At 67.5% G+C, this 14,375-nt stretch carries 12 protein-coding genes; 2 read left to right on the top strand and 10 right to left on the bottom strand.

Translation table 11 applies throughout. The features are described 5' to 3' along the window. Nucleotides 1-47 precede the first annotated feature (47 nt). From RHOOR92_RS0108485 to RHOOR92_RS0108465, 5 genes are read right to left on the bottom strand one after another with little or no spacing between them, the layout of a single operon-like run. The gene (locus RHOOR92_RS0108485; protein ID WP_007509493.1) at nt 48-2,192 is read right to left on the bottom strand and encodes a type IV pilus secretin PilQ; all 2,145 of its coding nucleotides are present in this window, start codon (nt 2,190-2,192) and stop codon (nt 48-50) included. A gap of 55 nt (nt 2,193-2,247) precedes the next feature. Continuing rightward, the gene (locus RHOOR92_RS0108480; protein ID WP_027490041.1) at nt 2,248-2,790 is read right to left on the bottom strand and encodes a pilus assembly protein PilP; all 543 of its coding nucleotides are present in this window, start codon (nt 2,788-2,790) and stop codon (nt 2,248-2,250) included. Then, nucleotides 2,790-3,443 carry a type 4a pilus biogenesis protein PilO gene (pilO, locus tag RHOOR92_RS0108475; RefSeq protein ID WP_007509498.1) on the bottom strand — a complete coding sequence of 218 codons (654 nt, stop codon included), beginning with the start codon at nt 3,441-3,443 and terminating at the stop codon, nt 2,790-2,792. The genes RHOOR92_RS0108480 and pilO overlap by 1 nt, the downstream gene beginning before the upstream one ends. Next, on the bottom strand, nt 3,440-4,165 hold the full coding sequence (locus RHOOR92_RS0108470) for a PilN domain-containing protein (protein WP_007509500.1): 726 nt from the start codon (nt 4,163-4,165) through the stop codon (nt 3,440-3,442). Before RHOOR92_RS0108470 ends, pilO begins: the two co-directional genes overlap by 4 nt. Beyond that, nucleotides 4,165-5,223, bottom strand: a complete 1,059-nt coding sequence (locus RHOOR92_RS0108465) for a pilus assembly protein PilM (RefSeq protein WP_007509502.1) — start codon at nt 5,221-5,223, stop codon at nt 4,165-4,167. Before RHOOR92_RS0108465 ends, RHOOR92_RS0108470 begins: the two co-directional genes overlap by 1 nt. A gap of 272 nt (nt 5,224-5,495) precedes the next feature. Between RHOOR92_RS0108465 and RHOOR92_RS0108460 the strand changes: the two genes are divergently transcribed. Continuing rightward, nucleotides 5,496-8,024: a penicillin-binding protein 1A gene (locus tag RHOOR92_RS0108460; RefSeq protein WP_027490040.1), complete on the top strand. Its 2,529-nt coding sequence runs from the start codon at nt 5,496-5,498 to the stop codon at nt 8,022-8,024. Nucleotides 8,025-8,085: 61 nt separating this feature from the next. Continuing rightward, a complete protein-coding gene (locus tag RHOOR92_RS0108455; RefSeq protein ID WP_027490039.1) occupies nt 8,086-8,757 on the top strand; it encodes a hypothetical protein in 672 nt (223 codons plus the stop codon). A gap of 69 nt (nt 8,758-8,826) precedes the next feature. Here RHOOR92_RS0108455 and RHOOR92_RS0108450 read toward each other — a convergent pair whose 3' ends face one another. The 5 genes from RHOOR92_RS0108450 to RHOOR92_RS0108430 all read right to left on the bottom strand — a co-directional run bounded on the left by RHOOR92_RS0108450 (nt 8,827) and on the right by RHOOR92_RS0108430 (nt 14,289). Beyond that, the gene (locus RHOOR92_RS0108450) at nt 8,827-10,122 is read right to left on the bottom strand and encodes a citrate synthase (RefSeq protein ID WP_027490038.1); all 1,296 of its coding nucleotides are present in this window, start codon (nt 10,120-10,122) and stop codon (nt 8,827-8,829) included. A gap of 275 nt (nt 10,123-10,397) precedes the next feature. Beyond that, the gene (locus RHOOR92_RS0108445; RefSeq protein ID WP_027490037.1) at nt 10,398-10,652 is read right to left on the bottom strand and encodes a type B 50S ribosomal protein L31; all 255 of its coding nucleotides are present in this window, start codon (nt 10,650-10,652) and stop codon (nt 10,398-10,400) included. 70 nt (nt 10,653-10,722) lie between these two features. Continuing rightward, nucleotides 10,723-11,658 carry a nucleoside hydrolase gene (locus tag RHOOR92_RS0108440; protein ID WP_027490036.1) on the bottom strand — a complete coding sequence of 312 codons (936 nt, stop codon included), beginning with the start codon at nt 11,656-11,658 and terminating at the stop codon, nt 10,723-10,725. A gap of 50 nt (nt 11,659-11,708) precedes the next feature. Continuing rightward, a complete protein-coding gene (gene recG / locus RHOOR92_RS0108435; protein WP_027490035.1) occupies nt 11,709-13,823 on the bottom strand; it encodes an ATP-dependent DNA helicase RecG in 2,115 nt (704 codons plus the stop codon). An 82-nt stretch (nt 13,824-13,905) separates the two neighbouring features. Then, the gene (locus RHOOR92_RS0108430) at nt 13,906-14,289 is read right to left on the bottom strand and encodes a RidA family protein (protein ID WP_007509521.1); all 384 of its coding nucleotides are present in this window, start codon (nt 14,287-14,289) and stop codon (nt 13,906-13,908) included. Nucleotides 14,290-14,375: the final 86 nt, after the last annotated feature.

Below are 14,375 nucleotides of genomic sequence, written 5' to 3'. Positions count from 1 at the left end.
AAAAAAGAGGCGGCCGAAGCCGCCTCTTTCACTGCAAGCTTGCGCGCTTACTGCAGCGTGTCGCTGAGGATGCGCGGCGTCACGAAGATCAGCAGCTCGGCCTTGGTGTTGGTCCGCGAGGTCTTGCGGAACAGCACGCCGACGCCGGGGATGTCGCCCAGGCCGGGCACCTTGGTCATCGTGTTGGCCTTGTTGATCTCGTAGATGCCGCCCAGCACCACGGTCTGCCCGTTGTCGACCAGCACCGAGGTGTTGATCTCGCGGGTGTCGATGGTCGGGATCTTGCCGCTACCCGGGGCGTCCACGTAGCCGGCCAGCGCATCCTTCTTGACGTTGATCATCAGGTAGACGCGGTTGTCGGCGGTGATCGTCGGGGTCACCTTCAGCTCCAGCACGGCGTCCTTGAACTGCACCGTGGCGGTGCCGCTGCCGGCGCCGCTGCCGGCGCTGTTCTGGAACGTGACGTAGCCGATTTCCTGGCCCTGGCGGATCACCGCTTCCTGCTGGTTGGCGGTGATCACGCGCGGACTGGAGATCACTTCGCCACGACCCTCGGTCTGCGCCGCGGAGAGTTCCAGGTCGATCGCGTAGTTCGCGCCGAGGATGGCCAGGCCGAAGCTGCCGGCCGCCGGGGTGACCGGCAGGTTCACGTTGAGGCCGCCCGAGGTCACGTTGCCGCCGCCGAGGCCGGCGGTCAGCGCCGGCGTGGCGGCGGCGGCGTTCTGGAACTCGGTGTTATTGATGCGGCCGTTGACGCCGAACTTCGCGCCCAGCTCGCGGGTGAAGTCGTCGCTGGCGACCACGATGCGCGACTCGATCAGCACCTGTTGCACCGGCTTGTCCAGCACCGCGATCAGCTCACGCAATTGCCTGATCTTCTCCGGCGTGTCGTTGAGCAGCAGCGTGTTGGTGCGCTCGTCGAACGAGACGCTGCCGCGCGGCGACAGGAAGCCGCGCTGGGTGTTGCCGCCGCTGCTGCCGCCGCCGCCCTGCATGCTGCCGCTGGTCAGCAGCTTGGCGATGTCGGACGCCTTGCCGTAGCTGATCGGCACGTAGTCGGTGATCAGTTCGGCGGTGTCCTGCGCCTTCAGCTTGGCGTCGGCGAGGTCCTGCTCGTACTTGGCCAACTCGGCCTGCGGCGCGACCCACACCACGTTGCCGTTGCGGCGCTTGTCCAGGCTCTTGGCGCGCAGGATCACGTCCAGCGCCTGATCCCACGGCACGTTGACCAGGCGCAGGGTGACGCTGCCGCCGACGCTGTCGGAGGCGACCAGGTTGAGCCCGGAGATGTCGGCGATCAGCTGCAGCGCCGAGCGCACCGGGATGTCCTGGAAGTTGAAGGTGACGCGCTTGCCGTTGTAGCTCGGCTCCTGGCCCAGCCGGGCCAGCTTGGCGTCCTTACTGGCGTCGGCCTTCTTCGGCGCCACTTCGACCACGTACTGGTCGGCGGTCTGGTAGGCTGAGGTCTCGACGTTGCCCTTGACCGCGATCTCCATGCGCGCGCCGCCGCCCATGCCCGCGCGGGTGACGATGGATTGCACCGGGGTGGCGAAGTCCAGCGTATCCAGACGCTGGGCGAGGTTGGCCGGCAGGTTGGCATGGTCGATGGTGACCAGCACCTTGTCACCCTTGCGGGTCATTTCGGCATTCGCGCCGCTGCCGCTGAAGTCGATCAGCACGCGGCCTTCGCCGTTCGGGCCGCGACGAAAGTCGATGTTGGAGATGGCCGGACCGGCCGCCGACGACGGCAAGGCCTTGGTCGGGTCGATCGTGGAGGCGGTGGTCACCGACTGGTCCGTGCTGCCGTTGTTGACCGTCAGCACCAGGCTGTTGCCCTCGACGCGCGAGCGGTAACTCGACTCGCGCATCAGCTCGACCACCACGCGGGTGCGGCCGCCGGCGGCCACGGCGGATACGCCGGAGGTCGAGCCCTTGCCGATGTCCAGGTGACGCGGAGCCGCATTGTCGGTGTCGGCGAAGTCGACCGCGATGCGCGGCGGATTGCCGGTGGTGAAGATCTTCGGCTGCGGCACCGGGCCATCGCCGAAGTCCATGTGCAGCTCGACGCTGCCGCCGGGCAGTGCGTCGTAGCTGATGTTCTTCAGCGTGGTGGTGGCTGCCATCGCAGCGCTGGCCCAGGTGGCGCCGGCGATCAGCAGGCCCATCAAGATGTAACGGCTCGCATGGCGCATGACACGGCCCCGGACGGATTGGATTTGGTTGGTCATTGCATCAGCCCCTGTCTACCTATTTCGCGTCGAGCGCGATGCTGGCCGGACGTTCCATCCAGCCACCATTACCGTTGGATACCAGCTCGACCAGGTCGATATGGTCTTCGCTGATCGCCGTGATGTGCCCGTAGTTCTGGCCCATGTATTCGTTGACATGGACGCGATGGATCACACCACCCGGGTCCTTGACCAGCACTTCCATGCTCGCGCCGGTACCGACTGTGCCGACCATCTTCAGGCTGTCCAGCGCGAACAGCTCCAGCGGCTGCTTGGCGCGATTGGCGTCCGGCCGCGGGCCGCTGGTGGCGACGCTGTTGTCCAGCTCGGCCGTGCTCGGGCTGAACGGGTCACGCCGGTCCTGGTCGCTGTAGGTAAAGGTCTCGAAGGTCTTGATCACAGGCAACGGCTGGATCGGTGCGCCCTTCTTGGCTTTTTCCTGGGCAACCCAGGTGCGCAGATCCGACATGCCGCGGGTGCAACCGGCCAGCACCAGCGCGGCGCCAAGCATCAGCACCAGCCGTGCGACGTTGGCGGGTTTGACGACAACAAGGTTCTTCATCACTTCGCCCCCCCGGCCGGCTTGCCCTTGTTCGCGGCGGCGCTTTCCTCGTCATCCAGGTAGCGGTAGGTCTTCACCGTACCTTGCAGGACCAGCTGGCCGCCCGAGGTGCCGTCCTTGCCCGCTGCTTTCGGCGTCAGCGAGACGTCGTGCAGGGTCAGGATCACCACCCGCGGCAGCGAGGCCACGCCGCTGATGAAGGTGCCGAACTGGTGGTAGGTGCCGGTGAAGCGCAGCGCAATGGGTTTCTCGGCGTAGAAGTCCTTCGGCGTCTCCGGGCCGGGCTGGAACAGGTCGCTCTCCAGGCCGGCGGCCTGCGCGGTCTGCGAGATGTCGATCAGCAGCTCGGGCATCTCGGTCTTGCTGGGCAGCTGGCGCAGCAGCTGGCGCAGCATGTCCTGCATCTCGTCGAGTTGCTGCTGCAGCGCCTCCAGGTTGACCGACTTGGCCTGCTTGGCGGAGAACTCCTGCTTGAGCTGGTTTTCCTTGCCGGCCAACGAATTCAGGCTGTCCTGCTGGTCGCTGACGAAGAAGTACCAGCCGACCAGCAGTACGAAGCCGAACAGCAGCGCGGTGAAGAAAATCTTGACCGTTTGCGGCCAACCACCGACGTTGTTGCGGTCGAGGTTCTGGATATCGTGGAGGAAACTCATGACCGGGCACCTCCCGTGGCGGCTGGCGCACTCACCGGCTTGGCTTCCGGGGCGGTCGTTGCCGCGGGCTTCGCCGGCGAAGCGGTCGCCGCCTTGGCTGCCGCAGCGGGCGCCGTCGAAGCCGCAGCGGTGCCGGCAGCGTTCGGCAACACCGGGGTCTTGCCGTCGGCCTCGTCGGCCTTCGGCTTGCTCAGCGTCACGTTCAGGCCGAACACGTACGGCATGCGGCTGCCATTATGGGTATTTTCGGTCTTGCGCAGATCGGCGTGCCCCATCCACGGCGAGCCCTCGATGTTGCGCATGTATTCGGCAACGCTGGCGTTGGATTGCGCCACGCCATCGAGCGACATCGACTGGCCGTTCTGCTTCAGCCCGCTCAGCCGGGCACTGGCGGGGATCGTCTTCACCAGCTCGTCGAACAGGTGCACCATCTGCGAGCGATCGGCCTGCAGCTGCTCGATGATCTGCTTGCGCGCCAAGAGGTGTTCGCGCACCTTCTCCAGATCCTTGATCTTCGCGATGCGCACGTCGAGCTGCTTGATCTCGGTCTGCAGGTAGGTGTTGCGATCGTTCTGGTTGTCGATGCGCTGATCCATCCAGAACACCCACAGCAACAGCACACCCAGCCCCGCCACGAAGGCGGCGGCGAGCTGCATGTAGAACTCGCGTTCACGTTGCTTGCGCCGTGCGACGCGCCACGGAAGTAGGTTGACGTGTGCCATCAGTCGAAGCTCCTCAGGGCGAGGCCGACCGCAATCATCAACGCGGGGGCGTCCTGCGCCAGCGACTGTGCCTGGACCCGCGGCGACAGCGACATGCGGGCCAACGGATTGGCGACGACGCAGGGCACGCCGAGCTGCTCTTCCAGCATCTGGCCGAGCCCCTCGATCGAGGCACAACCGCCGGCCAGCACCACCTGGTCGACCTTGCTGTACTCGCTGCCGGCAAAGAAGAACTGCAGCAGCCGGCTGATCTGCTGGATCAGCGATTCCTTGAACGGCTCCAGCGCCTCGGTCTCGTAGGACTCGGGCAGGCCGCCCTTGCGCTTGGCGCGGCCGGCTTCCTCGTAGGACAGCCCGAAGCGACGCATGATCTCGTCGGTCAGCTGCTTGCCGCCGAACACCTGTTCGCGCGAGTAGATCGTGCGCTGGTTGCGCAGCACCGACAGCGTGGTCATGGTGGCACCGATGTCGACCACCGCCACCAACGCGTCACGGCCCACGTTGAGCTGGTCGGCGATCATCGCGAAAGCGTTCTCCATCGCGAACGCCTCGACGTCGATCACCGCGGCGGTGAGCCCGCCCAGGTCCAGCGCGGCCACGCGCATGTCGACGTTCTCGGTGCGCGAGGCGGCCAGCAGCACGTTGTTCATGTCGGGGTTGTCGCGGACCGGACCGAGCACCTCGTAGTCGAGGCTGACCTCGTCGATCGGGTACGGGATGTACTGGTTCGCCTCGACCTGGATCTGGCCTTCCAGGTCGTCATCGGAAAGATCGCCGGTCATCGGAATGATGCGCGTGATCACGGCCGACCCGGCCACCGCGGCGGCGGCGTGCTTGAGCTTGGAGCCCGAGCGTGCCAGCGCGCGGCGGATCGCATCGCCCACCGCCTCGATCTCGACGATGTTCTTTTCGACCACGGCGTTCGGCGGCAACGGCTCGACCGCGTAATGCTCAACGCGATAACGGCCGCCCGCCTGACTTAACTGCAGCAGCTTGACGGCAGTCGAACTGATGTCGACACCAATCAGCGCCGGCTTCTTCGGTGTAAAGAGCCCCACGGTGTTTCCCCCTTGCCGCTGACGCCCGTAGCCAGAATCCTGGCGGGGTACGCAGTGGCATTAAATCGAAAAAATAACGCAATAGCAACGGTCTACGGGAACTTTCTCAAGTAATTGGCGTGATCCTCGCCACATTTGGGGGAACCCCGCCCTTGGCTCGACCCTTGCTTTGCGGACCGGCCTTTGCAATTGCTCGACCGCGCCTCATGCCGGGAATACTCCTACATCTATACTCTGTCATGTTTTGACTCAGGTCTCGCTATCCCCACACCATGCAAATTTTCAAACGCTTGCTGCGCTGGGCTCTGGTCCTGGCCTTTTCCGGTTTGCTCCTGGCAGTTGTCGCGGTAGGTGTGGCGTATTGGCTGATCGCCCCGAGGCTCCCCTCGGTGGCCGAACTGAAGAACTACCCGATGCAGGTGCCGCTGCGCGTGCTGAGCGCCGACGGCAAGCTGATCGCCAGCTTCGGCGAGACCCGGCGCATCCCGGTGGATATCGGGAACGTGCCGGACCGGCTCAAGCACGCCGTGCTGTCGGCCGAGGACGCGGACTTCTACCACCACCCCGGCGTGGACTGGCACGGCATCGCGCGCGCCGGCTGGCATGTGCTGGTAACCGGCGGCGACAAGGGCCCCGGCGGCTCCACCATCACCCAGCAGGTGGCCCGCAACTTCTTCCTGAGCCCCGAAAAACTGTATTCGCGCAAGCTCACCGAGATCTTCATCGCGCTGCGCATCGAGCATGAGCTGAGCAAGGACCAGATCCTCGAGCTGTATCTCAACAAGATGTTCCTCGGCCACCGCTCCTACGGCGTGGCCGCGGCGGCCGAGTATTACTACGGCAAGACGCTGGACCAGCTGACCGTGGCCGAATGCGCACTGATCGCCTCGACCTTCCAGCTGCCCTCGGCGGTCAATCCGATCAACAGCCCGAAGCGGGCGATGGCCCGGCGCAACTGGGTACTGGGCGAAATGCTGCGCCACGACTACATCACCCGGGCCGTGTACGAACAGGCGATCGCCGAGCCGAACCATGCCTACCCGCATGAGCAGCCGATCGAGGTGGATGCCCCTTACCTGGCCGAGATGGTGCGCCGGCAGGTGCTCGACCGCTTCGGCAACGATGCGCTGACCGAGGGTTACGTGGTCAGGACCACGCTGCAGAGCAGCCGCCAGCAAGCCGCCGTGGAAGCACTGCGCGACGGGCTGGTCGCCTATGACCGCCGGCACGGCTGGCGCGGACCGGAGGCCCACCAGGACCTGCCGGCCGGCGCCGGCGAGGCGGACCTCGACGGCCTGCTGTCCGCCTACGCCAGCGTCTCCGGCATGCAGCCGGGCGTCGTCACCGCCAGCGACGCGAAGCAGGCCACGGTCTACCTGTCCAGTCGCGAGAGCGTGATCCTCGACCTGGCCGCCGTCAGCTGGGCGCGTCCGCACATCAGCGACGACCGTGTTGGCGCGGCGCCGACCCGCGTCGACGGCGTGCTCAAGCGCGGCGACATCATCCGGCTGGCGCGCGACGACAAGGGCGAGTGGCAGCTGGCGCAGATCCCCGAGGCGCAGGCCGCGCTGGCCTCGATCGCGCCGGAGGACGGCTCGATCCAGGCGCTGGTGGGCGGCTTCAACTTCGTGCGCAGCAAGTTCAACCGGGCCGTGATGGCGGCGCGCCAGCCCGGCTCCAGCTTCAAGCCCTACCTGTACTCGGCAGCGTTCGAGCGCGGCTTCACCCCAGCCTCGATCATCAACGATGCGCCGCTCGCCCTGCCCGACCCCTCGCGCCCGAACGGCATCTGGACGCCCTCCAACGACGACGACAAGTTCGCCGGGCCGATGCGCCTGCGCGAAGCGCTGGTGCAGTCGAAGAACCTGGTCTCGGTGCGCCTGCTCGATGCCGTCGGCGTGCGTTACATGCGCGAGTACGCCACCCGTTTCGGCTTCTCGCAGGACGCGATGCCCGCCAACCTGTCGATGGCGCTGGGCACCGCCTCGGTGTCACCGATGGGCATGGCGCGCGGCTACGCGGTGTTCGCCAACGGCGGCTACCTGGTCACGCCGTACTTCATCCACGAAATCGACGACCGCAACGGCCAGGCGGTCTACGTGGCCAACCCCGCGCGCGCCTGCCGCAACTGCCAGGAGCGCCTGCTCGACACGCAGCCGCCCGGGCCGCCACCGGCCGGAATGAATCCCACACCGGCCAACAACCTCGCCAGCACCTCGTCTGCGGCACCCGCTGGATCCAGCAGCATCGATGGCGTCGGCGACGCGGTACTGCCTGCCGACGCGCACGGCGACGGCGCGCACCCGCCGGTGCTCGCGCCGCACGTGATCGAGGCGCGCAACGACTACCTGGTGACCTCGCTGATGAAGGACGTGATCCTGCGTGGCACCGGCTCGGCCGCACGCGCGCTGGGTCGCGACGATCTGGCCGGCAAGACCGGCTCCACCAACGACCACCGCGACGCCTGGTTCGTCGGTTTCGACGGCGAGCTGTCGACCGCCGTGTGGGTGGGCTTCGACAACTACAACTCGCTCGGCCGCGGCGAGTTCGGCGCCAGGGCCGCGCTGCCGATCTGGATGTCCTACATGGGCAGTGTGCTGAAGGGACAACCGTCGAGCACGTTGCCGATGCCGCCGGGAATCAGTACGGTATGGATCAACCGCGACAGCGGCCTGCCCGCCTCGTCGGACGATCCGGACGGCATCAACGAGATGTTCAAGGTGGAAGACGTCGACCGGCTGCGCAGCCAGGCCGCCCAGCAGAAGGAACAGGACCAGCAGCACGCCTACGACATCTTCTGAGCCTTCGACGCGGCTTCCGGCAAGAGGAAGCTGCCGGTTACCGATCGATGAGGAGCGCGCCATGTCCCGAGGCGACCACCACCGCATCCACGCGCACGACCGCCTGCAGCGCAACCGCCTGCGGGTCGCCCAGGAAGCCGCAAGGCTGATGAGCGAACACGGCATCCGCGACTTCCACCACGCCAAGCTGAAGGCCGCCGAGCGGCTGGGCATCCTCGACAACCAAGCGCTGCCGCGCAACCTGGAGGTCGAGCAGGCCTTGCGCGAACACCAGCGCCTGTTCCTCGCCGACAGCCAGCCGCAACTGCTGCGCCAGCGCCGCGAGGCGGCGGTCGAGGCGATGCGTTTCCTGGCCGCGTTCGAGCCGCGCCTGGTCGGCAGCGTGCTCGAAGGCACCGCCGACGCGCATTCGGCGGTCTGCCTGCACGTATACAGCGACGACCCGGAAGCGGTCGGGCTGTACCTGCGCGAGCGCGGCGTGCCGATCGAGACCCAGGTGCGCCGGCTGCGCTACAGCCGCGACGACCAGCCCGAATACCCGGTGCTGCTGTTTGCCGCCGACGAGTTGCCGTTCGATCTCACCGTGCTGCCGCGCGATGCGCTGCGCCAGGCCCCGCTGGACCGCGCCGACGACCGGCCGATGCGGCGCGCCTCGCTGGCCCAGGTGGAAATGCTGCTCGACGAGGACGTCGGCGATGCCTTCGAGCAGCGGCTCAGCGCAGCCTTGCGCTGAGCCGGCCCGGCTTGCTGCACAAAAAGCCCCGGCTGAGGCCGGGGCTTTTTGTTGGCACGGCGCGGGCGATCAGCGCTTGGCGGTCGGCACGTAGTTGCGCACGTCGGCGCCGGTATAGACCTGGCGCGGGCGACCGATGCGCGATCCGGGCGTTTCGTGCTGCTCGATCCAGTGCGCGATCCAGCCGGCAGTACGCGCGATCGCGAACATCACGGTGAACATCTCGGTGGGAATGCCCAGCGCCTTGTAGATGATGCCGGAATAGAAGTCGACGTTCGGGTACAGCTTGCGCTCGACGAAGTACTCGTCCTTCAGCGCCGCCTCTTCCAGCTTCATCGCCACGTCCAGCAGCGGGTCGTTGACGCCCAGCTCGGCCAGCACCTTGTGGCACATTTCGCGGATGATCTTCGCGCGCGGATCGAAGTTTTTGTACACGCGATGGCCGAAGCCCATCAGGCGGAAGCTGTCGTTCTTGTCCTTCGCGCGCAGGATCGCCGACTCGACGTTGTCCGGCGTGCCGATCTCCTGCAGCTGCTTGAGCACGGCCTCGTTGGCGCCGCCATGCGCGGGGCCCCACAGCGCGGTGATGCCGGCGGCGATCGACGCGTACGGGTTCGCACCGGTGGAGCCGACCAGGCGCACGGTCGAGGTGGACGCGTTCTGCTCGTGGTCGGCATGCAGGATGAACAGCAGATCCAGCGCCTTGGCCGCGACCGGGCTCATCTGCAGCGGCTCGCTAGGCACCTCGAACATCATGTGCAGGAAGCGGTCGACGTACTCCAGGTTGTTGCGCGGATAGCGCATCGGCCAGCCGATCGAGTAGCGGTAGCAGGCAGCGGCGATCGTCGGCATCTTGGCGATCAGGCGGATCGCGGCAAGCTTGCGGTCGGCCGGGTCGTCCACGTTGAGGTCGTCGTGGTAGAACGCCGACAGCGAGGCCACCGCGGCGGCCAGCATCGCCATCGGATGCGCGTCGTGGTGGAAGCCCTGGAAGAAGTTCTTCAGCGACTCGTGCAGCATCGTGTGATGCGCGACGTCGTGTTCGAACGTGGCGAACTCGGCCGGCTTCGGCAGCTCGCCGTTGAGCAGCAGGTAGGCCACCTCGAGGAAGCTGGAGCTCTCCGCCAGCTGCTCGATCGGGTAGCCGCGATACAGCAGCACGCCCTTGTCACCGTCGATGTAGGTGATCGCGCTCTTGGTGCTGGCGGTCGAGCCGTAGCCGGGGTCGTAGGTGAAGTGGCCGGTGTCCTTGTACAGCGTGGCGATGTCGATGCACGCCGGACCGAGCGTGCCGCTGATCAGCGGCAGTTCGCTGCTGCGCTTGCTCGACTCATCCACCAGCTTGACGGTCTTGGGATCGGACACGGAAACCTCCTTACATGTGGGTCGTCGCCGCCGGCAACCGCAGGGGCGGCGCCGGCCGGCGAAGGAATGCTTGGGGCATGGCGTGCCGGGGAAACACGCGATGCGACCGGCGTGGCAACGCCAGTTCACCAACCATTATCGCACAAGGTCAGGTTTGCATTCGATGGCGAATGGTCGAATGGCAAACGCAAAAAGACACGGGGCAGGCCTGCGCCTGCCCCGTGTCCCGAACGGCATCCGCACGACCGGCGCCAGGCGCCGGCCGTCGCCGTCACTTATTCCTTGATCGAACCCGCGTAGCGGCGACGGAACTTGTCGACGCGACCGCCGACGTCCAGCGTCTTCTGCTTGCCGGTGTAGAACGGGTGCGAATGGCTGGAGATATCCACCTTGATCAGCGGGTACTCATTGCCGTCTTCCCACTTGATGGTTTCCTTGCTGGACATGGTCGACTTGGTCAGGAACGCGAAGTCGGACGACAGGTCCTGGAACACCACCGGGACATAGTTCGGATGGATATCAGGCTTCATGGCTGGCTCTAAAGCGGCGGTGAAAAGAGCGGCATTGTAACGAGGAAGCGGCTGTGCCCGCAAGTCCGCGTCAGCCTGGCACGCCCAGCGCACGCCGCACCATCGCGGCAAAGCGGATCTGGTCCACTTCCAGCACGATGTTCGCCCGGGCTGGCCGGCCCAAGCGTGCGCTCCAATCGACCACGGTGGCGCCGCGGGTCAGGCGACCGTCCAGTTCCACCGCCACCGCCCGGGTCTCGCGGCGGGTCACGATCGAGGGATCCAGCGCCACCGCCATCGCCAGCGCATCGGCGGCGATCACGCCACGGCGATCGTGCTTCGCGTTGTAGCGGCGCGCCGCGCCCATGATCTTGCCGAAGAACGCCGCGCGCCGGTCGCCGGCGGCCAGCCAGCGATCGAACTCGGCATCGTCGAACGCATGCCGCAGGGTGGCTTCCCAGTCGACCAGGTCGAACGCCGGGAACGCCTCGAACACCACGTGCGCCGCCTCCGGGTCGAAGCCGACGTTGAACTCGGCCGGCACCTTGCCGGTGTTGCCGTGGCCGGTGACCGCGCCGCCCATCACCACCAGCCGCGCCACCCGCCCGGGCAGGCCCGGGTCGAGCCGCAGCGCCAGCGCCAGGTTGGTCAGCGGGCCCAACGCCACCAGGGTCAGCTCGCCCGGCCGTTCGCGGGTCAGCCGCAGCAGGGCCAGCGCGGCCGGCTCGTCGGCCAGCGCGGCGGCCGGCTCGGCAAAGCCGATATCGCCGAAACCGTCCTGGCCATGCACGAACGCGGCATCCTCGTCCGCCGCGCGCACCAGCGGCGTGCTGCAGCCGGCGAACACCGGTGTGGCCGCGCCGGCCAGGTCAACCAGGGTGCGCGCGTTGCGCACGGTGTGGCCCAGGCCCACGTTGCCGGCGGCGATACTGAGGCCGGCGATATCGGCGTGGGCGTAGGCCATCAGGATGGCCAGCGCGTCGTCCACGCCGGGATCGGTGTCGATCAGGAGTTGCGGCTTGCTCATGGGTGTCGTCCAGGTTCCAGCCGCCCAGTGTATGCGATGGGAGCCAGCCATCACGCATGCGCATAGCGCGCCGCGCCACCGATCCAGCGTTCGATCAGTTGCCCGGTTTGCTGCGAGTGTTCGGCCAGCATGTGTTCGCCGACCTGCTGCACCGCCGGCAGCAGGTGCGCGTCGCGGGCGAGATCGGCGATACGGAAGCTGAGCTGGCCGGTCTGACGGGTGCCCAGCACCTCGCCGGGGCCGCGCAGTTCGAGGTCCTTCTCGGCGATGCGGAAACCGTCGTTGGTGTCGCGCATCACCTGCAGCCGCTCGCGCGCCAGCTGGCCCAGCGGCGGCTGGTACAGCAGCACGCAGTTGGAGGCCACCGCGCCACGACCGACCCGCCCGCGCAGCTGGTGCAACTGGGCCAGGCCGAGTCGTTCGCTGTTCTCGATCACCATCAGGCTGGCGTTCGGCACGTCCACGCCCACCTCGATCACCGTGGTGGCCACCAGCACGGCCAGTGCGCCGGCCTTGAACGCGTCCATCACCGCCTGCTTTTCCTTCGGTTTCATGCGACCGTGGATCAGGCCGACCCGGAAGCCGGCCAGCGCGGCGGACAACTCCACATGCGCCACCTCGGCCGCCTGCGCGCGCAGCTGCTCGGATTCCTCGATCAGCGTGCACACCCAGTACGCCTGGCGACCCTCGCCGCAAGCGGCATGGATGCGCCCGATCACCTCGCTGCGCCGCGCGTTGGAGATCGCGACGGTCTGCACCGGCGTGCGCCCGGGCGGCAGCTCGTCGATCGAGGACACGTCCAGGTCGGCATAGGCGCTCATCGCCAGCGTGCGCGGGATCGGCGTGGCGGTCAGCACCAGCTGGTGCGGCACCCGTTCGCCGTCCCTGCCCTTGTCGCGCAGCGCCAGCCGCTGCTGCACGCCGAAGCGGTGCTGCTCGTCGACGATCACCAGGCCGAGCCGCGCGAACGCCACGCCTTCCTGCATCAGCGCATGCGTGCCGACCACCACCGGCGCGCCGGCGGCCACCCGCGCCAATACCTGCTTGCGTGCCTTGCCGGTGACCTTGCCGGCCAGCCACTCCACCTCGATGCCGAGCGGCTGCAGCCAATGCCGGAAATTGTGCAGGTGCTGTTCGGCCAGCAGTTCGGTCGGTGCCATCAGCGCGACCTGGTGCCCCGATTCCACCGCCGCCAGCGCCGCCAGCGCGGCAACCACGGTCTTGCCGGATCCGACATCGCCCTGCACCAGCCGCAGCATTGGCTGCGGCCGGACCAGGTCGCGCGCCACCTCTTCGCCGACACGCTGCTGGGCCGCAGTCAGCCGGAACGGCAACCCCTGCAGCAGCCGCCGGCGCAACTCGCCCGTGCCGCCCAGTTCCGGCGCGCGCCGCCGCCGTACCGCCGCGCGCATGCGCTTCAGGCTCAGGTGCTGGGTCAACAGTTCCTCGAACGCCAGGCGCTGCTGCGCCGGATGCCGGCCCAGCATCAACTGACCCAGATGCGCATCCGGCGGCGGACGGTGCACGTACAGCAACGCGTCGCGCAACGAGGTGAGCCCGTGCTTCGCGCACAGCTCGGGCGGGATCAGCTCCAGTTGCGCCGCTGGCGGCAGCAGCGCCAGCGCCTTGCCGATCACCCCGGCCAGCCGCTTCGGGCCGAGCCCCTCGGTGGTCGGATAGACCGGGCTGAGCGACTCGTCGACGGCGGCGACCGTCGCCCCGTCCAGGCGCCGATAGTTCGGGTGCACCATCTCCAGGCCCTGCGCGGCATGGCGTACCTCGCCGTAGCAGAGCAATCGCGTGCCCGGCAGCAGCTGTTCGGCCTGTGCGCGGTTGAAGTGGAAGAAGCGCAGCAGCAGAGTCTGCCCACTGGCGTCGCCGATCGCCACCTTCAGCTGCGGGCGATAACGAAAGCCGCGCTCGACCGCCTCGACCACACCCTCGACCTGCGCGCGATCGCCCGCGCGCAGGTCGGCGATCGTGCTGATCCGGGTCTTGTCCTCGTAGCGCAGCGGCAGGTGGAACCACAGGTCCTGCACCCGCTCCAGCCCGAGCCGCGCCAGTGACGCCACCAGCGCCGGTCCGACGCCCGGCAGCGCACCGACAGACGTGATGCCCGGGTCGGTACCGATAGCGGGAGCGGGACGAACGGGGCGGGTGGCCATGGCCTGCAAGCCTAACCGAGCACCGTCTCCTGTCGTAAGCCGCACGCCGACAATGAGTGTCGGCGCCGGGCGCCGACCGGGTTCAGTCCAGCACCATCACCGCATCGACCTCGACCTGCGCCGCCTTCGGCAGACCGGACACCTCGATGGTGGAACGCGCCGGGTACGGCTGCTGGAAGTACTCGGCCATCACCGCATTGACCGCGGCGAAGTTCGCCAGGTCGGTAACGTAGATACCGACGCGCACGATCTGCGCCAGCGAGCCGCCGGCCGCCGCCGCCACCGCGGTGAGGTTGTCGAACACGCGCCGCGTCTGCGCACTGATGTCGCCGTCGACCAGCGCGCCGGTGGCCGGGTCCAGCGGGATCTGGCCGGAGAAGTACACGGTCTGGCCGGCACGCACGGCCTGCGAATACGGGCCGATCGCGGCGGGGGCTTGCTCGGTGGAGATGATGCTGCGGGACATGGGCTTGCCTCGAGTGAAGATGGACATGATTGTAGGAGCGCGCCCTGTGCGCGGAAAGGCCGGGTTCAATCGCCTGCCGGCTTTCG

It is taken from the genome of Rhodanobacter sp. OR92 (genome assembly GCF_000427545.1).
Lineage (GTDB): Bacteria > Pseudomonadota > Gammaproteobacteria > Xanthomonadales > Rhodanobacteraceae > Rhodanobacter > Rhodanobacter denitrificans.
This window is presented reverse-complemented; position numbering and strand designations above follow the sequence as displayed.

Coding starts and splice junctions, on each gene's coding strand:
- RHOOR92_RS0108485 (WP_007509493.1), bottom strand. CDS start 2,192: ATGCGCCATGCGAGCCGTTACATCTTGATGGGCCTGCTGATCGCCGGC.
- RHOOR92_RS0108455 (WP_027490039.1), top strand. CDS start 8,086: ATGTCCCGAGGCGACCACCACCGCATCCACGCGCACGACCGCCTGCAG.
- RHOOR92_RS0108445 (WP_027490037.1), bottom strand. CDS start 10,652: ATGAAGCCTGATATCCATCCGAACTATGTCCCGGTGGTGTTCCAGGAC.
- RHOOR92_RS0108440 (WP_027490036.1), bottom strand. CDS start 11,658: ATGAGCAAGCCGCAACTCCTGATCGACACCGATCCCGGCGTGGACGAC.
- RHOOR92_RS0108470 (WP_007509500.1), bottom strand. CDS start 4,165: ATGGCACACGTCAACCTACTTCCGTGGCGCGTCGCACGGCGCAAGCAA.
- RHOOR92_RS0108460 (WP_027490040.1), top strand. CDS start 5,496: ATGCAAATTTTCAAACGCTTGCTGCGCTGGGCTCTGGTCCTGGCCTTT.
- RHOOR92_RS0108480 (WP_027490041.1), bottom strand. CDS start 2,790: ATGAAGAACCTTGTTGTCGTCAAACCCGCCAACGTCGCACGGCTGGTG.
- RHOOR92_RS0108430 (WP_007509521.1), bottom strand. CDS start 14,289: ATGTCCCGCAGCATCATCTCCACCGAGCAAGCCCCCGCCGCGATCGGC.
- recG (WP_027490035.1), bottom strand. CDS start 13,823: ATGGCCACCCGCCCCGTTCGTCCCGCTCCCGCTATCGGTACCGACCCG.
- pilO (WP_007509498.1), bottom strand. CDS start 3,443: ATGAGTTTCCTCCACGATATCCAGAACCTCGACCGCAACAACGTCGGT.